Origin of the sequence: Mesorhizobium sp. M0244 (assembly GCF_040321795.1) — a bacterium.
In the GTDB taxonomy this organism is placed as follows: domain Bacteria; phylum Pseudomonadota; class Alphaproteobacteria; order Rhizobiales; family Rhizobiaceae; genus Mesorhizobium.
The window spans coordinates 42,814-62,665 of sequence record NZ_JAMYSE010000004.1; the positions used below are offsets into that span (position 1 = coordinate 42,814).

General features: G+C 61.5%; 20 protein-coding genes, 1 tRNA gene and 3 pseudogenes. 14 read left to right on the forward strand and 10 right to left on the reverse strand.

Features of this window, described 5'->3' with window-relative positions:
- Positions 1-21: 21 nt before the first annotated feature.
- The 5 genes and pseudogenes from NKJ08_RS04985 to NKJ08_RS05005 all read right to left on the reverse strand — a co-directional run bounded on the left by NKJ08_RS04985 (position 22) and on the right by NKJ08_RS05005 (position 4,477).
- Positions 22-609, reverse strand: coding sequence for a YqaA family protein (locus NKJ08_RS04985; RefSeq protein ID WP_352528920.1), 588 nt, complete (start codon positions 607-609; stop codon positions 22-24).
- A gap of 803 nt (positions 610-1,412) precedes the next feature.
- Positions 1,413-1,964: a substrate-binding domain-containing protein gene (locus tag NKJ08_RS04990; RefSeq protein WP_352528922.1), complete on the reverse strand. Its 552-nt coding sequence runs from the start codon at positions 1,962-1,964 to the stop codon at positions 1,413-1,415.
- 19 nt (positions 1,965-1,983) lie between these two features.
- Positions 1,984-2,406: pseudogene (locus NKJ08_RS04995) on the reverse strand (cell division protein FtsZ); the annotation flags it as partial.
- Positions 2,407-2,583: 177 nt separating this feature from the next.
- On the reverse strand, positions 2,584-3,852 hold the full coding sequence (fabF, locus tag NKJ08_RS05000; RefSeq protein ID WP_352778724.1) for a beta-ketoacyl-ACP synthase II: 1,269 nt from the start codon (positions 3,850-3,852) through the stop codon (positions 2,584-2,586).
- Positions 3,853-3,898: 46 nt separating this feature from the next.
- Positions 3,899-4,477 (reverse strand): TetR/AcrR family transcriptional regulator, encoded by a 579-nt coding sequence (locus tag NKJ08_RS05005; RefSeq protein ID WP_352532263.1) that lies wholly within the window; start codon positions 4,475-4,477, stop codon positions 3,899-3,901.
- Between the two features lie 85 nt (positions 4,478-4,562).
- On the opposite strand from NKJ08_RS05005, the gene NKJ08_RS05010 reads away from it, so the two are divergent.
- The 4 genes from NKJ08_RS05010 to NKJ08_RS05025 all read left to right on the forward strand — a co-directional run bounded on the left by NKJ08_RS05010 (position 4,563) and on the right by NKJ08_RS05025 (position 9,688).
- Positions 4,563-5,672 (forward strand): efflux RND transporter periplasmic adaptor subunit, encoded by a 1,110-nt coding sequence (locus tag NKJ08_RS05010; RefSeq protein ID WP_352778729.1) that lies wholly within the window; start codon positions 4,563-4,565, stop codon positions 5,670-5,672.
- Positions 5,673-5,674: 2 nt separating this feature from the next.
- Positions 5,675-8,785, forward strand: coding sequence for an efflux RND transporter permease subunit (locus NKJ08_RS05015; RefSeq protein ID WP_352781509.1), 3,111 nt, complete (start codon positions 5,675-5,677; stop codon positions 8,783-8,785).
- A gap of 141 nt (positions 8,786-8,926) precedes the next feature.
- Positions 8,927-9,541 carry a TetR/AcrR family transcriptional regulator gene (locus NKJ08_RS05020; RefSeq protein WP_352532247.1) on the forward strand — a complete coding sequence of 205 codons (615 nt, stop codon included), beginning with the start codon at positions 8,927-8,929 and terminating at the stop codon, positions 9,539-9,541.
- A 65-nt stretch (positions 9,542-9,606) separates the two neighbouring features.
- Positions 9,607-9,688, forward strand: a tRNA-OTHER gene (locus NKJ08_RS05025).
- Between the two features lie 155 nt (positions 9,689-9,843).
- On the opposite strand, the gene NKJ08_RS05030 is transcribed toward NKJ08_RS05025, so the two are convergent.
- Positions 9,844-10,203 (reverse strand): winged helix-turn-helix transcriptional regulator, encoded by a 360-nt coding sequence (locus NKJ08_RS05030; RefSeq protein ID WP_352532265.1) that lies wholly within the window; start codon positions 10,201-10,203, stop codon positions 9,844-9,846.
- A 159-nt stretch (positions 10,204-10,362) separates the two neighbouring features.
- Here NKJ08_RS05030 and NKJ08_RS05035 point away from each other — a divergent pair.
- A pseudogene (locus NKJ08_RS05035) lies at positions 10,363-11,096 on the forward strand (SDR family NAD(P)-dependent oxidoreductase).
- A gap of 88 nt (positions 11,097-11,184) precedes the next feature.
- Here the strand turns inward: NKJ08_RS05035 and NKJ08_RS05040 are convergent.
- Both NKJ08_RS05040 and NKJ08_RS05045 read right to left on the reverse strand, forming a co-directional pair.
- Complete coding sequence (locus NKJ08_RS05040; protein ID WP_352532249.1) at positions 11,185-11,529, reverse strand: type 2 periplasmic-binding domain-containing protein; 345 nt, start codon at positions 11,527-11,529, stop codon at positions 11,185-11,187.
- Positions 11,495-11,719 (reverse strand): winged helix-turn-helix transcriptional regulator, encoded by a 225-nt coding sequence (locus NKJ08_RS05045; RefSeq protein WP_352532251.1) that lies wholly within the window; start codon positions 11,717-11,719, stop codon positions 11,495-11,497. Before NKJ08_RS05045 ends, NKJ08_RS05040 begins: the two co-directional genes overlap by 35 nt.
- A gap of 181 nt (positions 11,720-11,900) precedes the next feature.
- Here NKJ08_RS05045 and NKJ08_RS05050 point away from each other — a divergent pair, with 181 nt between their 5' ends.
- Entirely contained in the window at positions 11,901-12,512 is a 612-nt protein-coding gene (locus tag NKJ08_RS05050; RefSeq protein WP_352532253.1) for a glutathione S-transferase family protein, read from the forward strand.
- Positions 12,513-12,593: 81 nt separating this feature from the next.
- Entirely contained in the window at positions 12,594-12,809 is a 216-nt protein-coding gene (locus NKJ08_RS38970) for a hypothetical protein (RefSeq protein WP_502896227.1), read from the forward strand.
- Between the two features lie 67 nt (positions 12,810-12,876).
- Here NKJ08_RS38970 and NKJ08_RS05055 read toward each other — a convergent pair whose 3' ends face one another.
- A complete protein-coding gene (locus tag NKJ08_RS05055) occupies positions 12,877-13,770 on the reverse strand; it encodes a LysR family transcriptional regulator (RefSeq protein ID WP_352781527.1) in 894 nt (297 codons plus the stop codon).
- Positions 13,771-13,874: 104 nt separating this feature from the next.
- Here NKJ08_RS05055 and NKJ08_RS05060 point away from each other — a divergent pair, with 104 nt between their 5' ends.
- From NKJ08_RS05060 to NKJ08_RS05075, 4 genes and pseudogenes are all read left to right on the forward strand, one after another.
- Positions 13,875-14,738: an SDR family oxidoreductase gene (locus tag NKJ08_RS05060; protein WP_352532257.1), complete on the forward strand. Its 864-nt coding sequence runs from the start codon at positions 13,875-13,877 to the stop codon at positions 14,736-14,738.
- A 40-nt stretch (positions 14,739-14,778) separates the two neighbouring features.
- A pseudogene (locus tag NKJ08_RS05065) lies at positions 14,779-14,883 on the forward strand (AtaL-like protein); the annotation flags it as partial.
- 176 nt (positions 14,884-15,059) lie between these two features.
- Positions 15,060-15,977 (forward strand): SDR family oxidoreductase, encoded by a 918-nt coding sequence (locus tag NKJ08_RS05070; RefSeq protein ID WP_502900773.1) that lies wholly within the window; start codon positions 15,060-15,062, stop codon positions 15,975-15,977.
- Positions 15,974-16,546: an SRPBCC family protein gene (locus tag NKJ08_RS05075; protein ID WP_352780371.1), complete on the forward strand. Its 573-nt coding sequence runs from the start codon at positions 15,974-15,976 to the stop codon at positions 16,544-16,546. Before NKJ08_RS05070 ends, NKJ08_RS05075 begins: the two co-directional genes overlap by 4 nt.
- Positions 16,547-17,048: 502 nt before the next feature.
- On the opposite strand, the gene NKJ08_RS05080 is transcribed toward NKJ08_RS05075, so the two are convergent.
- Complete coding sequence (locus tag NKJ08_RS05080; protein WP_352781510.1) at positions 17,049-17,966, reverse strand: LysR family transcriptional regulator; 918 nt, start codon at positions 17,964-17,966, stop codon at positions 17,049-17,051.
- A 97-nt stretch (positions 17,967-18,063) separates the two neighbouring features.
- Between NKJ08_RS05080 and NKJ08_RS05085 the strand changes: the two genes are divergently transcribed.
- The 3 genes from NKJ08_RS05085 to NKJ08_RS05095 all read left to right on the forward strand — a co-directional run bounded on the left by NKJ08_RS05085 (position 18,064) and on the right by NKJ08_RS05095 (position 19,768).
- The gene (locus tag NKJ08_RS05085) at positions 18,064-18,855 is read left to right on the forward strand and encodes an SDR family NAD(P)-dependent oxidoreductase (protein WP_352780373.1); all 792 of its coding nucleotides are present in this window, start codon (positions 18,064-18,066) and stop codon (positions 18,853-18,855) included.
- Positions 18,856-18,867: 12 nt separating this feature from the next.
- On the forward strand, positions 18,868-19,170 hold the full coding sequence (locus tag NKJ08_RS05090; protein WP_352524982.1) for a putative quinol monooxygenase: 303 nt from the start codon (positions 18,868-18,870) through the stop codon (positions 19,168-19,170).
- Between the two features lie 157 nt (positions 19,171-19,327).
- The gene (locus tag NKJ08_RS05095) at positions 19,328-19,768 is read left to right on the forward strand and encodes a TOBE domain-containing protein (protein ID WP_352524983.1); all 441 of its coding nucleotides are present in this window, start codon (positions 19,328-19,330) and stop codon (positions 19,766-19,768) included.
- Positions 19,769-19,852 lie beyond the last annotated feature (84 nt).

Below are 19,852 nucleotides of genomic sequence, written 5' to 3' on the forward strand. Positions count from 1 at the left end.
GTCCATTCGGTTCGATGCCGTTCAGACGGCGTATTTGACGACGATATAGAGCAAAATCAGGGCAGCGGCGGCGGCGCCCGCAATCTGGCCAAGGCGCTTTTCGATGAAGTGGCGGATCGGCTCGCCATAGCGGCGCAAGAGCCAGGCGAGAAACAGGAAGCGGGCGCCGCGCGCAACGATTGCCAGCACGATGAACAGCAGCAAAGGAACGCCGATGACGCCGGACAGGATCGTCACCACCTTGATCGGCGGCAGATGGGCGAGGCCGGAGGTGACCAGCATCAGGATGATGAAGCCGGTGCCCGACGAGACGCGCATCGCCTCGAACTCGTCATACTTGCCATAAAATTCGAGGATCGGCCGCGCCACCGCATCATAGGCGTAATGGCCGATGAACCAGCCGGCGATGCCGCCCAGCACGGAGGCGACGGTGGCGATCAGCGCGTAACGATAGGCGCGATCCGGCCGCGACAGCGCCATCGGCAGATAGAGCACGTCGGCCGGCACCAGGAACACCGAGCTCTCGACGAAAGCGATGAAGGCCAGCCACCATTCGGCGGATTTGCTTGCCGCCAGCGACAAGGTCCAGTCGTAAAGTCCGCGAAGCATCGGCACTCCTAATGCACGCCCAAACCGGTCGCGGTTTTGGGTACGACATGCACAAACAAAGACTTGGAAGCGCCCGCATCAACCTCTTCGGACAAGGTGCGCTCCAAATGACATGCGCCGCCTGTCTAGAAAGATTTTCCGCGCTGCACAATGGCAGCTGCTTCACGAAATCGAAAGGCTGGACTTGGGCGAGATAGGGTCGCGGGAATTGGCCAGTTGACGAACAGGCCTCCAACCGTATAGTCCGCGCCCATCCAGGCCGCCTGGCCTGAGCCCCTATGGCGGAATTGGTAGACGCGCTCGACTCAAAAAGGGGTTTGTCTACCATGCGACGGAGTGTCGCAAAACCAAAAACGAATAAGAAAATCAATGCTTTAATGAATCAGACCTTCATCCCTGGAAGTCTCGCAAAGCCGCCTAGGTGCAGAATAGGAGCCGCGTCCGCAACTGCTCGCGGCGCCAATGGCGTACAAAAGGCATTCGTCGACGAAGCAGATGCACGACGCGGCATTAACCACCCACCAGCCTGCGGTGCTGCTGCCCCATGATCGTCGGTAGGGGGAAAGCCCGGACTAGCGCCTCAAGCATTTGTGGCGCAGCTGCGATGTTCCCGGCTACGCTGACCGGATCGTCTCGTATTCACGTTGATGAGCCATCGGCGACCTTATTGTCCGCGTCGCGAATGGCAGCAAAGCGCCGCATTGCAGCCATTAAGTGAGGCTGTTCGCCACCTGGAAGCGGACACTTAGACTAGGTTTCGGCAACGGAGGGCTCTTACGCGTTTTCCTAGGATGTCGAAGTGCCTAACGCCTCACTGGAGCTGTGCTTTCCCTGATGATCAACCTGATGGCCAGCTCGCGTTGCCTCAAATGCAGCCGCTGCGATGGTGATGCCAGGATGTAGTCGGCAGCGATTCGGCCCATGTCGCGTGCCGGCACTTCCAACGTGGTCAATTCAGGTGAGGTGAGCTCAGCAATTTCAAGATTGTCGAAGCCAACGATCGAGATCTCCCCGGGGACGGCGATTCCGGCTGCGTGGCAGTATTTGATGGCGCCGGCTGCCAGGATATCGCTGCCGCAAAACACCGCGGTCGGCCTTCGGTCTTCTTCCATCAGTCGCTGCATGGACGTCCGGCCGTCATCGAGCCTGTAGGCCCCCTCCACAATCGGAACCATGGCGCGATCAATGCCTGACCGTTCGAGTTCGTGCAGAAAGCCGTCCCGGCGACCCGCCGCGCGATCGTTGTCCTTGGTGATGCCCGCGATCATGCCGAATTGGGAGTGGCCGAGGTCAAGCAGGTAGCGTGCCGCCGTGCGCCCGGCCTTTTCGTTATCGAACCCGACGGCGGCACCCAACTCGGTCGCCTTCGAGGTGCCTGCCCTCGAAGACGAACGGCTTGGTGACGACGCCCACGGTGAGAATGCCGGCCCGACGTACGGCGTGGGCAATGACGGGTGCTGCCCCGGTTCCGGTTCCGCCTCCCATGCCCGCCGTCACGAAACACATATGGGTGCCGGCGAGATGGTCCATGATCTCATCGATCGATTCCTCGGCGGCCGCCTGCCCGAGTTCGGGGAGGGAGCCGGCTCCCAACCCCGCTGTCGCGTTGGCGCCCAACTGGATCAGGCGCGATGCCTTCGACATGGCAAGCGCCTGGGCATCGGTGTTCGCAACGACGAATTCCGCGCCCTCGAGATTCTGGAGGATCATGTTGTTGACGGCGTTTCCACCGCCTCCGCCCACGCCGATCACGGTGATCCTTGGCTTCAGCTCAATGATGTTGGGGATGGCAGTCATCGCGAATCTCCATAAGATTCACACCCACCAGTCTTGCCGGGGATGCGCGGAACATACGAATCTCGGAAACTTCCGTTTCCGGCAGGGAATAGGGCCGCGATCGCAAGCGGCCGGATTGCCAAGGGGTCAGCGGTAAAGTTTCAATCACCGGCCGCTCCGGTGCTCGCGCCGGTCGGATCATCCCGTCCAGCGCTGGAACAACGCACTGGCGTTGACCCCTCCAAAACCGAAGCCATTGCAGATCGCGTGGTCCATCTCCATTGGCCGGGCCTGGTTTGCGACGAAATCGATCCCGTCGCCGGCCGGATCGGGAGCGGTCAGATTGAGCGTCGGCGGCGCAACCTGATCCCTGAGCGCGAGGATCGTGAAGATGGCTGCAAGCCCGCCGGCGGCTCCCAGCAGATGTCCGGTCGCCGCCTTCGTTCCGCTGACAGCTATGCTGAAATCCGCGCCAAAGACCCTTTTGATCGCCTCGATTTCCCCCGCATCACCGACCGGCGTGGAGGTGGCGTGCGCATTGAGATGGCGGATTTCCCGTGCCGAAATGCCGGCTTGGGTGATCGCGATCTCCATGGCTCGGCGCGCACCGTCGCCATCCTCGGGACCGGACGTGATGTGATAAGCGTCCGCCGTCGTGCCATAGCCGACAAGCTCGGCAAGTGGTTTGGCGCCGCGCGCAAGAGCGTGGCTTAATGCCTCGACGACCAGGATTCCGGCTCCTTCGCCCACGATGAAGCCGTCACGCAGCATGTCGAATGGACGGGAGGCCTGGTCAGGACGGTGATTGAAGGATGTCGAGAGAGAGCGTGCTGCTGCAAAACCGCCGAGACTGACCGCATTCATGCAGGCTTCGGTTCCGCCGCACACGGCGATGTCGGCTTCATTGGCGCGGATAAGACGCGCCGCATCGCCGATCGCCTGAATGCCGGCTGCGCACGCTGTCACCGGAGCGCCAAGCGGGCCTTTAAAACCATATCGGATCGAAATTTGCCCCGCTGCCATGTTCACCAGGAACGATGGCACGGTGAACGGCGAGAGACGCCGAACACCGCGCTGGTCGACGGTTCTCACAGCTTCGGTTATGGCGGGAAATCCTCCGACACCCGAAGCGATGATCGTCGCGGTGCGAGCCCTGTCATCGTCCGAGACTGGCTTCCAACCCGCCTGGGACAGCGCCTCTTCTGCCGCCGCCAGTGCGAAGAGAATGAAGCGGTCTGCCCTGCGCTGTTCCTTCGGAGCCAGGATTGTGTCGGGATCAAACCCAGCCTCGGGGTCTTCTTCCATGGACGGCACCACGCCGCCGATCTTCGCCGGCAGTTCGCCCACCATATCATCCGGAAGCTTCCGAAGCCCCGAACGACCGGCCAGCAGACGCGACCAGGACGCTTCGACATTGGCGGCAAGCGGGGTGACCGCGCCCATGCCTGTAACAACAATCCGTCGCATCTGTTGTCCTATCGCATGGATGCGTCGATCGCGCTGGCCACGCCGTTCAAGCCGCAACTGCTTTGCGAACCTGATCGGTCGCGGCATCCAGAAAAGCCTGCGCGAGGTCGGGGTCGTTGACCGCCCGCGAGAGGAGCACCGCACCGACCATCGTCGAAAGAATGGCCATGGCCTTGCCGCTGGGCGCATCGACGTCGGCCTCGCCAATCCAGGGGCCAAGCATCCCGAGGTATTCTCCGATCCCCGCTTCGAATGACGCCTTCACCTTATTGCCCTGTCTGGCGGCATCCGAGCCGAGCGCCACGACCGGGCAGCCCTCCATCCTCTCTTCGCGATGTCCCCTGCTGAGATAGAAGTCGATCACCGCGCCAAGCGGATCCTCAGGTTTCGCCGCGATGGCAGCCAACCATCTGCGGGTCGCATGTTCCATCGCCCGGCTAGATGCCTGTGCAGCCAAGTCCTCCTTGGATGCGAACTGCTTGTAGAAAGCGCCTTGGGTCAGCCCGGCACCCTTCATCAGATCCTTGAGGCCGATGCCATCGAAGCCGTGCTCGCGAAAAAGGCGACTTGCCACATCGATCACGTTTTGCCGGTTTTGCTCGGCCTGGCTGCGACTAACTCGCATCATCGATCTCCTTTTTAGATTGCGTTCGTAATCAATAGCATGTATAGCGTACGAACGCAATCTATTTCGACATGAGGCGATGGGCATGAAAAAGCGACTTGTCATTGGGCTGGGGGGCATCCTGGTCGCGGGGTTAGGGGTGGGCGCGTTTGCCACACTTCCCATTCGCACGCAGGCGGCATCCGCCGCGGGCGACCCGAGGCAGGAAGCACCGATCGTCAGATTGGTGACAGCAGTGCCGGTGGCCGGATCCGAACGCGGCTTCACGGGCACAATTGCCGCGCGGGTGCAGAGCAATCTTGGTTTTCGCGTACCCGGCAAGATCGTTCAGCGTCTGGTGAATGTCGGTGAACGGGTCAAGGCGGGTCAACCGCTGCTGAGGATCGATGAGACCGATCTGGCCCTTGCGCTCACCGCCAAGCGCAACGCGGTCGCCGCGGCACGCGCTGTGCTGGTTCAGGCGAGCGCGGACGAAAAGCGCTATGCCGTTCTGGTCAAGAAGGAATTGGCAGCAACCCCGCAGCGCTACGAGCAGGCGAAGGCCGCGCTGGATACCGCGACCGCACAGCTCGCCGCCGCAGAAGCGGAAGCGAAAGTCGCGGAGAACGAAGCGGCCTATTCCGTCCTGGTGGCGGACGCGGATGGGACGGTGGTCGAAACGCTCGGCGAGCCGGGACAGGTCGTTTCCGCCGGCCAGACAGTGGTTCGGATCGCCCAGGCCGGCCCCCGTGAAGCTGTGGTCGCGCTTCCCGAAACGATCCGGCCGGCGATTGGCTCGGCGGCCGAGGCCGGCGTGTACGGCGCCGCTGGACGCTATACAGCGCATCTGCGGCAGTTGTCGGATGCCGCCGATCCCCAGACCCGTACCTACGAGGCCCGCTACGTGCTCGACGGCGAGGCCGCGGCAGCACCGCTTGGCGCGACCGTCACCATCCGGATTGCAAGCCAGGCCAGCCAGCCGGAAGTCCAGGTCCCGCTGGGAGCCGTGCTCGATGACGGCAGCAAGACCGGCGTCTGGGCCCTGGATCGAGCTACCTCGACCGTACACTTTCGGCCCGTCAACCTTGTTCGTGTGACCAGCGAAACCGCCGTGGTCTCCGGACTGAGTTCGGATCAATCGATTGTTTCGCTCGGCGCTCATCTCCTGAAGGAGGGGGCCCGCGTCAGGACTGCTTCCGAGAGCGGGAGCAACTGACGATGAACCTCAATTTTTCCGCGATCGCCGTTCGCGAACGGGCCGTCACCCTTTTCTTCATCATCCTGCTGGTCGCGGCCGGCGCCTACGCCTTCCTCATGCTTGGGCGGGCTGAGGATCCTTCCTTCACGATCAAGACCCTCACGGTCACGACCGTATGGCCGGGCGCGACGGCGCGCGAGATGCAGGACCTCGTCGCCGAACCGCTGGAGAAGCGGCTTCAGGAGCTGACCTGGTATGACCGGGTCGAGACGACGACACGACCAGGCTATGCGTATTTGACGGTTACGCTGAAGGACAGCACACCGCCATCCAGCGTGCAGGAGGAGTTCTACCAGGCCCGCAAGAAGCTCGGGGATGAAGCCCGCAACCTGCCGCCCGGCGTGCTCGGTCCCTTCGTCAACGACGAATATTCGGACGTCAGTTTCGCCCTTTATGCGTTGAAGGCTCAAGGCATGCCGATGCGGGAACTCGCCAGGCAAGCCGAGACCATTCGCCAGGACCTCCTGCACGTGCCCGGCGTCAAGAAGATCAACATCCTCGGCGAACGTCCCGAACAGATATTCGTCGAGTTTTCCTACGCCAAACTGGCCACCCTCGGTGTGTCGGCCCAGGATATCGTTGCCGCCTTGCAACGGCAGAACACCGTCACACCGGCCGGCTCGATCGACACTCAGGGGCCGCAGGTCTTCATCCGGGTCGACGGCGCCTATGACAGTGTCCAGGCGATCGCCGACACGCCGATCGTCGCCGCGGGACGGACGCTGAAGCTCTCCGACATCGCCGAGGTCCGCCGCGGCTACGAGGATCCCCCCACCTACGTCATCCGGCATCAGGGCGAGCCGACCATCATGCTCGGGGCGGTGATGCAGGAGGGCTGGAATGGTCTTGAACTCGGCAAGGCGCTGGAGGAGAGGTCCGCTTCTATCGCACAGACGCTGCCGCTCGGGATGACGCTGGCCAAGGTCAGCGACCAAGCCGTGAACATCGACTCGTCGGTCAACGAGTTCATGCTCAAATTCGCTATGGCGCTCGGTGTGGTGCTCCTGGTGAGCTTGCTCAGCCTCGGGTGGCGCGTCGGCATCGTCGTGGCTGCCGCCGTCCCCCTGACGCTCGCCGTGGTGTTCCTCATCATGCTGGAAACCGGCCGGTTCTTCGACCGCATCACGCTCGGCGCCCTCATCCTGGCGCTCGGCCTTCTCGTGGACGACGCCATCATCGCCATCGAGGTGATGGTGGTGAAGATGGAAGAGGGCATGGACCGCATCAAGGCGGCGGCCTATGCGTGGAGCCATACCGCGGCGCCGATGCTGTCAGGCACGCTCGTGACGATCGCCGGCTTCCTGCCGGTGGGCTTCGCGCGTTCGACGGCCGGCGAATACGCCGGCAACATCTTCTGGGTCGTAGGCTTCGCCCTCATCGTCTCCTGGATCGTCGCTGTGGTCTTCACGCCGTATCTAGGCGTCAAGATGCTGCCCGCGATCAAAGCGGTCGAAGGCGGCGTCCACGCCATATACGACACACCGAACTACCGGCGCCTTCGCCGGCTCATCACCTTTGCAGTGCGCCACAAGTTCGTAACCTGCGGTGTCGTCGGCATCGTTTTCGCGCTTTCGGTTGTCGGCATGGGCGCGCTCAAGCAGCAGTTCTTCCCGACATCCGACCGCCCCGAAGTGCTGATCGAGGTTCGCCTGCCGGAAGGCACCAGCATCGAGACGACGACCGCCACGGTGGAGAAGCTGGAGCACTGGCTTGGCGACCAACCCGAGGCCAAGATCGTGACGAGCTACGTCGGTCAGGGCGCTCCCCGCTTTTTCTTCGCGATGGCGCCGGAACTGCCTGATCCTGCCTTTGCCAAGATTGTCGTGCTGACACCGGACGCGGAGGCACGCGAGGCTTTGAAGCAGCGACTCCGTGCGGCGGTGTCACAAGGGCTTGCGCCCGAGGCCTATATCCGCGTTACGCAGCTTGTGTTCGGCCCCTACACGCCGTTCCCGGTCGAGTTCCGGGTCATGGGACCTGATCCCGCGCAACTATACGCCATCTCTGAAAAAGCCCTCGATATCATGCGAGGCGTTCCGGACGTGCGGCAGGCCAACCGCGACTGGGGAAATCGCACGCCCGTACTACGCTTCATCCCGGATCAGGATCGACTCAACCTCATCGGGCTGTCGCCGGCGGAGGTGGGCCAGCAGCTGCAGTTCCTGCTCACCGGTATCCCCGTCACGCAGGTCCGCGAGGACATTCGCAATGTCCCCATCGTGGCACGCAGCGCCGGCGGCGAGCGGCTGGATCCGTCGCGTCTGGCGGATTTCTCGCTGATGAGCCGGGATGGCCGCCAGATTCCACTTGACCAGATCGGTCACTCGGAAGTCCGCTTGGAAGAGCCGATCCTGAAGCGCCGCGATCGCACACCCGTCATCACGATCCGCTCGGACATCAACGAGGCAACCCAGCCTCCGGAGGTCTCCAAGCAGATCATGACCGCCCTTCAGCCGCTGATCGCATCCCTTCCGGCCGGCTATCGCATCGAACTGGGTGGATCGATCGAGGAGGCGATCAAGGCCAACACCGCGCTGGGTAAAGTCTTCCCAGCCATGATCGCCGCCATGCTGATCGTCATCATACTGCAGGTGCGATCCTTCTCGACGATGGCGATGGTCGTGCTGACGGCGCCGCTCGGTCTTGTCGGCGTCGTGCCCATTTTGCTCACCTTCAACCAGCCCTTCGGATTCAACGCCATTTTGGGCCTGATAGGACTGGCTGGCATCCTGATGCGCAATACGCTGATCCTGACGGAACAGATCAAGGAGAACCGTGCTGCCGGCCTTGACGACTATCACGCCGTCATCGAGGCCACGGTGCAACGCACGAGGCCGGTGATCCTGACCGCACTTGCCGCCGTGCTGGCCTTCATCCCCCTCACGCACTCGGTCTTCTGGGGATCGATGGCCTACACGCTGATCGGCGGCACGGCGGCCGGCACGGTGCTGATCCTGCTGTTCCTTCCAGCACTCTATGTAGCGTGGTTCCGGATCAAGCCGACTGCGGATGAGTCCCATGAGGATTCGACGAAGGAACCGGAATTGCAACCAGCAATGGCGGCCGAGTAGGGCTCCGTTGTCGGAGGAGACGATTCAAGTACTCGCCCGCTGGCTTTGCCTCACATAGGCAAGGCCAGCCGTACGATCTTACCTACCGATGATCGGACACGCGAGCCCGGCGGGTTGGATTCATCAGCTCAGGAGATGTCCATGAATCGTCCGGTCCGAACGCGAACCGATCCCGACGAGGTGCGCGCGCGCATCCTGGAGGTGGCGGAAGAGCACTTTCGCCGCATCGGCTACCATAAGACGTCGGTGGCCGACATCGCCTCCGAACTCGGCATGAGCACGGCAAATGTCTACCGTTTCTTCCCCTCCAGGGACGCAATCAAAGAATCCATCTGCGGGCGAGTTGTGAACGAGGTAGCTGACATCGCCCTCGCAATCGCACACACGAACGCGCCGGCCGGGGAGAAACTCGGCCAGCTACTGACCGCCGTTCACCACCACAAGAAGATGACGCTGGTCAAGGAAAAGCGCATGCACGACCTGATTGTCGCCGCCATGCAGGAGAACTGGGCGATCATCAAGGTGCATATCGAGCGCATGGTAACGACTTTAGGGGTCATCATCCGCGAGGGCATCGAATCGAGCGAATTCAAAGTCGATGATTCCGCTGGGGCGGCGCGTGCCGTCCACACCGCGTTCGCGCCGTTCCTCCACCCAATTCTGATTGAGCACTGCCTCGAACACGGGGAGGATACCGAAGTGGGCTTGCGCGAGCAGATTCGATTTTGCCTGAAAGCTCTTGGCAAGTCAGCCTAACATGCCAGCACAGACCTTTCGCTGCGCTAGTGGAAGCTGAAGTCGAAAATAGGTGGTGGTTGCATGCGGGTGTGGTGGAATTGGTAGACGGCTGGATTCAAAATCCGGTTCCGCAAGGAGTCGGTTCGATTCCGACCACCCGCACCACCTCTTCAGAACGAGCAGATTTGATTTAGAGACGGACAACAGCACCGGTGTCCCTCGAGCGCCGTGCTTGGTCTGACGTTGGCGCAAGGCGTTCGAGGCAGCGCAAACAAACCCTATGGAGAGCCGACGCCGCGAGCGCCCTCGGAACCGTCAGCTTACCCTTTATTCCTGGTCCAGGATTCGCGCTGGGCAAAGACGCGCGTGACCTCGGCCATGTTTTCCGTGCCCCAGGAGCAAAGCGGCACCAGCGCCTCGGCAAGGCTCCTGCCCAGCGGAGTGAGGCTGTAGTCCACCCGCGGTGGGATCTCTCTGTAATCAGTCCGCTTCACAAGACCGTCGGCCTCCAACTCTTTGAGTTGCTGGATCAGCATCTTGTCGCTGACGTCGCGCACGGCTCGCCGCAGCTCGCCGTAGCGGGTCGGGCCGTCTTGGGCGACGAAGTACAGGATCAGTGGCTTCCACTTGCCGGCGATGACCCGCAGCGTCGCGTCGAGACCGCAGGTGAAGCCGGGCAGCGTCGGGGTGCAGGTCTGGGCCGGCGGCACAGCGCGCGCTGGCGGCAAGGTCGGTTCCGAACGATCTGATGACATTTCTAGATACTTACCAAAAGGTGCATACTTGTCAATAGGTGGGTGTGCCGCCAGCTTAGTGCAACCTCAATGAAGGAGCACACCATGAGCAGGCTACAAGGTAAGACGGCAGTGATAACGGGCGGCGGAAGCGGCATCGGACTCGGGGCTGCCAAGCGGTTCATCGACGAAGGCGCGTTCGTCTACATCTTCGGACGACGGCAGGAGACGCTCGACGCTGCCGTGGCGCAGTTAGGGTCCTCGGTGCGCGCCGTTCAGGGCTCGGTTACCGATTTGTCCGACCTCGACCGGCTGTACGAGACGGTGAAGGCCGAACGCGGCAGTCTCGACATCCTGTTTGCCAACGCCGGGACCGGCTCGTTCGCATCGCTCGGCGAAATTACGCTCAAGCACTACGACCAGATCTTCGACATCAATGTGAAGGGGACGATCTTTACCGTGCAGAAGGCCCTGCCGCTGATGACTGATGGGGCGTCGATCATTCTGACCGGCTCCAGCACGGGGGTGATGGGGACGCCGGCGTTCAGTATCTACAGCGCGACCAAGGCCGCGATCCGCAATCTGGCCCGTAGCTGGGCGCTGGATCTGCGCGGCACGGGCATCCGTATTAATGTGCTGTCCCCGGGCCGACCACGACCGAGCTGGCGCTCGAAGTCTTGGGTGAGGAAGGGATTGCCGCGATGGGCGCGTCGACCGTGCTCGGCCGCATGGGCGACCCGTCGGAGACGGGAGCGGTCGCCGCGTTTCTAGCGTCGTCGGACAGCAGTTTCATGACTGGCGGCGAGGTGTTCGTCGATGGTGGCCTGGCGCAAGTCTGAGGCCTTGACTGTCCGAGCATGAGGGTTTCGTGGGCCGGAATCGGAGCCCTCATCGCGCTGCGTCGAACTGCAAATTTCAATGTAGACGCTACGCTCTCAGCCCGGCCCATTCGCGCAACCGCATGTTCGCAGGGGAGCGGATGCGGTCAAGCAACCAACGAGCGGCCCGACCAGGAAGGCTGTCGGCCTTGTAAATGGCCTGCATCGATAAAAGGCCGCGTCTAGGTCCTTCCAGCAGGATCTGAACAAGCTGTTCCGCTACGAGTTCATCAGCGACGATCGGCAATGGCATATGTTCCCAGCCAAGGCCGGCGATTAGGTTGGCGGAGTTCGCCCTTCCTTGCCGGCTTGGACAGGTCGATTTGAGGGATGTGTTGGCGGGCCGTGGGGCTTCCGAACTAACTCCCTGCTGCCCGAGGATGATGTTCTTCATCGAAGGTGCGGCGTGCGTCTTCGATGAGAGGCCAGTGCTCCCTTATCCAGCTGGTGAAGCCCTCCAAGGCTGGCAACAGGCTCGAGCCCATGTCGGTAAGCTCGTACTCAACGCGCGGTGGAACCTCCGGAAAGTAGTGTCGGACAAGGAAACCATCCCTCTCCAAGTTTCGGAGCGTCACGGTCAACATACGCTGTGGGGCGCGCAGGGCTTCAGCCGCGGTCCTAGCTCTGTTTCCTCGTAGTTGCGACCATGGATTGTGTTGACCATAAGTATCCTCCGTGTGCCCCAAGTACAGAAATGTGCTGTCTTCCGCGGGCTTCTGCAACAGTATACATTCGTAACCATCGAACTGCGAGATGGTTGGAACAATGCTGCTGTATCAGTTTCGGAAGGGTACAAACCCTCGACGGGTCATCATTTACCTGGCGGAAAAGGGGATCGACGTCCCGCGCTACGAACTCGATTATGCGAACGGTGAACACCGCTCCGCCCGTTACGTGAACATCAACCCGGCGGGCCGGGCCCCGATCCTGGTGACCGACTCAGGTCTTGCGATCACAGAGTCGGCGGCGATCGTCGAGTATCTGGAGGAACTCTATCCCGACAGGCCGATGATTGGCTCGGACCCGCTGTCCCGTGCACGGGTGCGGTCTCTTGAACGGCTTGGCAATGATCTGATTGCGCGCGGTCAGTTGTGGCTCTGGAACCGGACCGACGCCTTTCCAGCAAAAGAGCCGGTTCCTTCCCAGGAGATGGCGGATCGCACGCATCGCTATGTATCGGAACTTCTCGATGTGCTGGAGAAGGAGATCGGGGAGAACGCTTTCCTAGCTGGTGCTGAGCCGACGATCGCGGACTTTACGACTTTCACGATCTTTCAGACAGCACGCGAGAGGTTCGACCTGCTATTCGGAAATTCTCATCCGCGTCTCGACGCTTGGTACGACCGCTTTCGGGCACGTCCGAGTGCAGATTACTGACGACGCTGGCTTCCGGTCAGAAATCACGGAGTCCCGCATGTTATATTCGTATAAAATTGGCGATTGATCTTCTGCGTATTGGTGTTCGCGGCTGTCTATCCACTTGTGACAGCGCTAAGTTACCTGATGCAGGGGTCGGCCGAGAACTGGCCGATATGGCAGCGCCATCTTGTGATCGTGCCGGTCATCGTGCTGGCAATGGTGTTTGTGATCATTCCGGCCATACAAGCGTTGCTTAATCGCTTGAACAATGACGGCCACTCGCCGGAACGGTGCAACGAGTCACCTAAATCTTAGTTTCCCAAGAACCCCTTTGCTTCGCGGTTTCACCAAGTGCCGTAGACCGTCGGCAGGGTTAGCCGCCTTATGCCCCGATATAGGCCGCCAGTTCGTCAGGCGTTCCCTTCGGAAAAGCTTCCTTCAAATGTTCGAGGAAAGCCGACACGCGAGCGCTCAAAAGCCGCCGTGACGGATAGAGCGTCCATAGGGCTATTTCTGGTCCGTCCACATCACCCCAGTGCACGAGTGTGCCAGCAGCCAAGTCGTGACTTACGAGTGAAATTGGAAGGCGAGCGGCGCCGGCGCCAACGCGAACCGCATCGCGCACCATGATCATTGATGACAGGCGCAGGATCGTATCCACAGCGACGCGCGATCTTCCCGCTGATGTCGTCAAATCCCAGACAGCACTCTGATCGCCCGCGCCGCGCACCACGGCCGGGACAACCACATTACCCCTTGGCCGCGTCACGGCCGGACTCGCCACAGCCACCAGCCGGTCGCGCAAAAAGATGCGTCCGACAAGACTTTCATCTGGCTCCGGATTGACCCGGATCACCAAGTCGTACGTTTCCTCTACCATGTCGACTGCTCGATCTTCGGTCGTGATTTCCAGCCTCACTTCTGGGTATTTGACCGCGAACTCAGCGGCGAGCTTTCCCATTGCAATCTGCGAGAAGAGCAGTGGTGCACTGATGCGCAATCGGCCTTGCGGCCGGTCCCCACCCGAGGCGATCGCCGCCGCGGTTTCGTCGAGCTCGGTAAGCAGCGCCCCCGTCCGCTCGTAGAGCGCCCGTCCTTCCTCGGTGAGCTTCAGCGCGCGACCCCCGCGCTCGAACAGGCGCAGGTTGAGGCTGGCTTCCAGTTCCGCGACACGCCGGAACAGGGTTGCTTTCGGACGCGCTGCGGCCCGCGCGGCCCGTCCGAACCCGCCGTGCCGGGCAACAAGGTTAAAGTCAGCGAGAGCAAGTAGATCCATTTGTTCCACTCGTGAGACGGTCTGTCCAAATATAACGTCTATTGCCATGAATGTGGATCACTAATTTACAGGGTGTCTTTTGCCCCCAAATCGGAGTGATCCCCATGACCATCCTCGTAACCGGCGCGACCGGCAATGTCGGCCGCAACGTCGTCGAACAACTCGTGAACCGTGGCGCCGATGTGCGCGCTCTGGTCCGCGACCCGTCCAAGGCGAGTTTCCCGGCCAGCGTCGACGTCGTCCAAGGCGACCTGCTCGACGTCGACGCGCTGCGCAGCGCCTTCTCGGGCGTGTCCACGCTGTTCCTGCTGAACGCAGTAGTGGCAGACGAATACACCCAGGCGCTGGTCGCGCTGGCCGTTGCCCGCCAGGTCAAGATCGAGCGGATCGTATACCTCTCGGTGATCCACAGCGACGTGTACGTGAACGTGCCGCACTTCGCAGGCAAGTTCGGCGTCGAGCGGATGGTCGAACAGATGGGCCTCAACGCCACCATCCTGCGCCCGGCCTACTTCATGGACAACGACATCACGATCAAGGACGTGGTGAGCGTCTACGGCATCTACCCCATGCCGATCGGTAACAAGGGCCTCGCCATGATCGACGCGCGCGACGTCGGCGAGATCGCCGCGATCGAGCTGATCCGCCGCGAGCAGTCTGCCACGCCGCTGCCGCTCAACCGCATCAACCTGGTCGGCCCGGACACGCTGACGGGCGCCGATGCCGCAACGATCTGGACGGACGTCCTCGGGCGCCCGATCGTCTACCCGGGCGATGACACCGCGGCGTTCGAGCAGAACCTGCGGCAGTTCATGCCGAGCTGGATGGCGCTCGACATGCGCCTGATGGCCGAGCGCTTCCTCACAGACGGCATGGTCCCGGACGCCGGCGATGTCGATCGGCTGACTACCCTGCTGGGCCGTCCGCTGCGCTCCTATCGCGATTACGCCGCCCAGATCACGGCTTGATCGCCGCGGGCTACGGCATCCCCATTCAAGGAGACAAACCATGATCTATTCGACCGCCACCGTTCCGGTGAACCCGGACGGCGAAACCAAGCTCACCCGTGAGCAAGCCTGGAAAGGCCTTGAGCTGAAGGCGCGCGATGCGAAAGCGCCCTGCTATCCACGCTGAAGCGCATCCGCGAGATGCTCGCGGACGGCAAGCTCTGACCCTCGACAACTGAACAGCGGGACCACGTCCCCACGCGTTCCGCCACCAGCGACATCCACGCAAGAGCCGCCCCCACAACCTGTTTTGAAACGTACAAACCCAGAAGGATTAATCCCATGCAGACGACCGGAAACACCATCCTCATCACCGGCGGTGGAACGGGGATCGGCGAGGCGCTCGCTCACCGCTTTCACGACCTCGGCAACACCGTAATCATCGCGGGCCGACGGATCGAAACGTTGGAGAAGGCGATCGGCGATCGGCCGAATATCCACGCTCTGACGCTCGATATGGACGATGCCGCTAGCGTCGCGGCTTTTGCCGAGAAGCTCGTCACCGATTTTCCAAGCGTCAACGTGCTGTTCAACAGCGCCGGCATCATGCGCATGGAAGGGCCGCTCGATAAATTCCGCGATCTGAGCGATGCGGAGGCCTCCATCACCAGCAATCTGCTCGGCCCCATTCGGGTGACCAATGCGCTGATCGAGCATCTGGGCCGCCAGCCCAATGCGGTCATCGTCAATATCAGCTCGGGTCTCGCCTTCGTGCCGCTGGTGATCGCCCCGACCTATTCGGCGATCAAGGCTGCCATCCACAGCTACACGGAATCCCTCCGTGCCGTCCTAAAGGGCAAGATCGAGGTCATCGAGCTGGTTCCGCCCGCCGTGCAAACGGACCTGACCCCCGGCCAGAAGACGAACGAGCGCTTCATGCCGCTCGACACGTTCGCCGATCAGGTCATCGCGCTCTTCCAACAGACGCCCACGCCGCGCGAGATCTTGGTAGAAGGCGTCGACTTCATGCGCAATGCCGAGGCTGAGGACCGCTTCGACGATACTTTGGCGGCGATCAACCCGTCCTCAAGTAGAGGCGCGAAAACCGAGCCGCGACTGCGCAAGGCGCCGAAGCCTCGAGCTTCCTATTCAGGGCTTCGTTCGTGTCTCAGGGGCGGACGGTCTGTTCAAAAACGCAGGCTGCCGCCCATTGCAGTGCTGTTACCTCTAGGGCCACACCATTCGGGAGAAATGTCATGACGGACGATACTGATCTTCACCGCGCCGCACGGCTGAAAGTGGCGGTCACGCGAGAGGTGTTCATCTCGCACGCGATCCAGGACGTCTTCGACTTCGTTGCGGCCGAAGACGTCCTGCCTAAGATCCTGACGGGCTACGGGATGGTGCCCGGTGTTGCGTCGACCTCGGACATTTCGGGTCCGTGGGATCGTCCCGGCTCCCACCGGGTCGTTCATCTGGCGGACGGCAGCACCGCGAACGAGGGCCTGACGCACTACGACCGGCCCTCCTACTTCGCCTATCGGGTGAGTGATCCGAGCTTTGCGCTGAAGCACCTCATGACCGAAGCGCGCGGGCAATTCTGGTTCGAACCGGCTAGTGGCGGCACGCGGGTGAAGTGGACCTACACCTTCCAGGCGAAGAATCGTCTCACCAAGTTTCTGCTAACTCTGTTCGTGAAGAGCCAATGGAAGGGCTACATGGACGTCTGCCTGGCGAACGTCATTGAGCTTTTCGCCGCATTACCGACCGCTGTTCCCGCACGTGCACCGGGGAAAAACAGCAGCGCTGGCGGTCTAACGTCCCGATGAAAAACAGGACCTGAGCGGATGTTCGATACCAAGGTAGCCATTCTCGTCCTCGACGATCTCGAGGTGTGGCAGAAGCTAAAAAAGGGGTTTGTCTACCGTGCGACGGAGTGTCGCAAACTTAACAAATAAGACCTTCATCCCTTAAAGCCTCGCAAAGTTGTCTGGGTGCAGAATAGGAGCCGCGTCTACAACTGCTCGCGGCGCCAGTGGCGTACAAAAAGCCATTTGTGAATCAGCACGGAAGATTGATCCCTTGCCTTTGCTGCATAAAACCTTGATTTGCATAAATGAAATGAAAACCAGGCGTAGTCACGATCGCCGCCGATGCTGACGCCACCCCGATTGCGAAATTGTTAGCAAAGTCACGAACTTGTTGCCTTTGGGCCGAGGGATCAACCTTCCGTGCCGATTCACTGATGCATCTGGAAAGCATCGGGTGCGTTCTCGATTATCAGGCTTCGACCTGTCACGACTGAACAACCCGAATATTGACGCGCCGCTCCTATATCCCCTTCAGGAGGGGCGTTTCGTCCAGCACCTCGACCATATATTCAATGAAGGCACGTACGCGGTGTGGCAGCGGTCCGCCGCCGACATAGATGGCATGGACCAGTTCGAGGTCGCCTGGATTGCAATCTTCGAGTAGTGGCACGAGCCTTCCCTCGGCTATTTCGGCGGCGACATGGAAAAGGCCCAGCCGTGCAATGCCGGCGCCGGCAAGTACCATCTGCTTCATGGTCTCGCCATTGTTCACCACGAGGCTTCCCGTAACTGATTGGCCGATATCCCTGCCTTCGAAGCGGAAGGGCCAGGATGGCCGGGTGCGGCGAAAGTTGAATGTCAGGCAGTCGTGGCGTTCGAGATCGGCCGGCGTCGCAGGCCTGCCATGACGCGCGATGTAGTGTGGAGCGGCGCATACGACGCGCCGGCTGTGCCCGAGTTTCCTAGCAATCAGACCGCTGTCCGCTAAATTGCCCATGCGGATGGCGACATCGGTCTTCTCCGCGACGAGATCGACGATCCCATCCATGAAGCTCAGGTCGACGACGAGGTCGGGGTTGCGTGCGAGGAAGGCCGGCATAACCGAGGCAACGAACATGGTGCCGAAGGGGATCGTGGTGTTGACCCGCAGCCGCCCCCGAACCGCCCCGCCAGACGCCTCCTGATCGGCGTCGTTCAGATCCTGCAAGATCCTCAGCGCGGCATGATGATAGGCCTCGCCTTCCTCGGTCAACCTGATGGCACGCGTCGTGCGCAACAGAAGGCGCGTGCCGAGGCGCGCTTCCAGCCGGGCGATCAGCTTGCTCACCGCCGACGGTGTAATGTCGAGCTTGCGCGCCGCCGCGGAGAAGCCGCCCTCCTGCACCACGCGGGCGAACACCTCCATCTCGCCTGACCGTTCCATCAGTATGCGCGGCATTGATGATCTTCATTCACAGGTGCATATCCTGTATTGGCAATAGTTCTCCTGACTCTCAAATCATAGATTGCCTCCAGACACAATCTGGAGACGTTCCATGGACCTGCAACTGAGGGGCAAGACCGCCCTTGTCACCGGCGCCACTGCCGGCATCGGGCTCGAAATCGCCCGCGCACTCGCGCTCGAAGGCGCAATCGTCATCATCACCGGCCGCGACCGGGCGAAGCTCGATGCGGCGATCGCCACCGTCAAGGCGTCAGGCGACAAGGCCGTCAGCGGCATCCTGGCCGACGCCGCCAGCGCCGAGGGCGCATCCCTCATCGCCAAGGCCGCGCCAGCGATTGATATCCTCGTCAACAATCTTGGCATCTACGAGAGCAAGCAGTTTGGCGATATCACCGACGCGGACTGGAACCATCTGTTCGATATCAACGTGATGAGCGGCGTGCGCCTGTCTCGCGCCTATCTGCCGGGCATGCTGGAGCGGAGCTGGGGCCGGATCATCTTCATCTCCAGCGAATCCGGTCTCGCCGTCCCGGCCGACATGATCCACTACGCGACCACCAAGACGGCGCAGCTCTCGATATCGCGCGGGTTGGCACAACTTACGCGCGGCACCAACGTCACGGTCAACGCGGTGATGCCGGGGCCGACCCGTTCGGACGGCATCGAGACTTTCCTGCGCAGCCAGGCGGGCGACCCGTCCGCACCGATCAAGCAAATCGAGGCCGAATTCTTCGCCACCGCGCGCTCGTCTTCGATCCTGCAGCGCATGGTGGAAGCGGAAGAGGTCGCCAGCCTCGTCGCATATCTCGCCAGCCCACGCTCATCGGCCACCAACGGCGCCGCCCTGCGCGCCGAGGGCGGCCTCATCAACACCATCGCCTGAGAGAGGTTTTCGATGTCACAGTCACCGCTTACCGTCATTGCCATCACCACAGCCAAACCGGGCAAGGAGGCGGCGCTCGGCGCCGCCCAGGAAAAGCTGGTCGCAGAGACGCTGCTCGAAGACGGCTGCCTGCGCTACGAACTGCATCAGTCGCTTGATGATGGCCGGATCCGCATCTTCGTCGAGACATGGGAAAGCGAAGCTGAGTGGCGCGCCCATATGGACGGCGCTGCGATGCAGCGCTTCCAGGCGAGAGGCGTCGGTGACTATTTCGCCGATTTCGCCCTGCATCGCCTGACCAAAGTCGCAGGCTGACATGGGGCATCCGTCATCCGAACACGGTGGTGCTCGGGTCGGGATATATGCCGACGGACCTGCGCGCAATCCCGTCTAATCCCGTGCAAAAAGAGATTCCATCATGGAACGACGGCTACTTACCGTTCTTTATGTGACGCACGACCAGATCGAGGCGATGACCCTCGCCGACAGGATCGTCATCATGAAGGACGGTTACATCGAGCAGGTTGGGTCGCCGGAAATGGTGTTCACGCAGCCGCATAATCTGTTCGTCGCGAGCTTTATCGGCAGTCCGTCGATGAACCCTCTTCCGGCGACGGTCGAGACGGCTGACGGCGAGCCGGTGCTGGTTTCCGGGTCGCTGCGGATACAGGCGCCTGATGTGATGGCCACCGCCCTGAAGCCGACGCAGCGCGTCACGATCGGCGTGCGCCCATCCGATGTCGGCCTGGGGAACGGCAATACACCCGGAAACGGCTACGACGCAGCGATCGAGGTCGTCGAGTATCTGGGCACCGAGGCGCTCCTCAATGTCAAGGTCGGCGGTCAGGAAATGGTGGTGCAAATTCCGGCGTTGGCCAGACGACGGGCAAAAGAGCGTTCGCATCGTTTTTGATCCTGACAAACTGCACATTTTCGACACGCAAAGGGGCCTAGCCATTCGGCCTTGAGCCTCGCCAACGCTATCGATTCTTCTGGA

Bases quoted from the DNA above. Each gene is read 5' to 3' on its own strand.
- NKJ08_RS04985 (WP_352528920.1), bottom strand. From the start codon at position 609: ATGCTTCGCGGACTTTACGACTGGACCTTGTCGCTGGCGGCAAGCAAA.
- fabF (WP_352778724.1), bottom strand. From the start codon at position 3,852: ATGCGACGGATTGTTGTTACAGGCATGGGCGCGGTCACCCCGCTTGCC.
- NKJ08_RS05005 (WP_352532263.1), bottom strand. From the start codon at position 4,477: ATGCGAGTTAGTCGCAGCCAGGCCGAGCAAAACCGGCAAAACGTGATC.
- NKJ08_RS05010 (WP_352778729.1), top strand. From the start codon at position 4,563: ATGAAAAAGCGACTTGTCATTGGGCTGGGGGGCATCCTGGTCGCGGGG.
- NKJ08_RS05015 (WP_352781509.1), top strand. From the start codon at position 5,675: ATGAACCTCAATTTTTCCGCGATCGCCGTTCGCGAACGGGCCGTCACC.
- NKJ08_RS05020 (WP_352532247.1), top strand. From the start codon at position 8,927: ATGAATCGTCCGGTCCGAACGCGAACCGATCCCGACGAGGTGCGCGCG.
- NKJ08_RS05040 (WP_352532249.1), bottom strand. From the start codon at position 11,529: ATGAAGAACATCATCCTCGGGCAGCAGGGAGTTAGTTCGGAAGCCCCA.
- NKJ08_RS05045 (WP_352532251.1), bottom strand. From the start codon at position 11,719: ATGTTGACCGTGACGCTCCGAAACTTGGAGAGGGATGGTTTCCTTGTC.
- NKJ08_RS05050 (WP_352532253.1), top strand. From the start codon at position 11,901: ATGCTGCTGTATCAGTTTCGGAAGGGTACAAACCCTCGACGGGTCATC.
- NKJ08_RS05055 (WP_352781527.1), bottom strand. From the start codon at position 13,770: ATGGATCTACTTGCTCTCGCTGACTTTAACCTTGTTGCCCGGCACGGC.
- NKJ08_RS05060 (WP_352532257.1), top strand. From the start codon at position 13,875: ATGACCATCCTCGTAACCGGCGCGACCGGCAATGTCGGCCGCAACGTC.
- NKJ08_RS05070 (WP_502900773.1), top strand. From the start codon at position 15,060: ATGCAGACGACCGGAAACACCATCCTCATCACCGGCGGTGGAACGGGG.
- NKJ08_RS05075 (WP_352780371.1), top strand. From the start codon at position 15,974: ATGACGGACGATACTGATCTTCACCGCGCCGCACGGCTGAAAGTGGCG.
- NKJ08_RS05080 (WP_352781510.1), bottom strand. From the start codon at position 17,966: ATGCCGCGCATACTGATGGAACGGTCAGGCGAGATGGAGGTGTTCGCC.
- NKJ08_RS05085 (WP_352780373.1), top strand. From the start codon at position 18,064: ATGGACCTGCAACTGAGGGGCAAGACCGCCCTTGTCACCGGCGCCACT.
- NKJ08_RS05090 (WP_352524982.1), top strand. From the start codon at position 18,868: ATGTCACAGTCACCGCTTACCGTCATTGCCATCACCACAGCCAAACCG.
- NKJ08_RS05095 (WP_352524983.1), top strand. From the start codon at position 19,328: ATGACCCTCGCCGACAGGATCGTCATCATGAAGGACGGTTACATCGAG.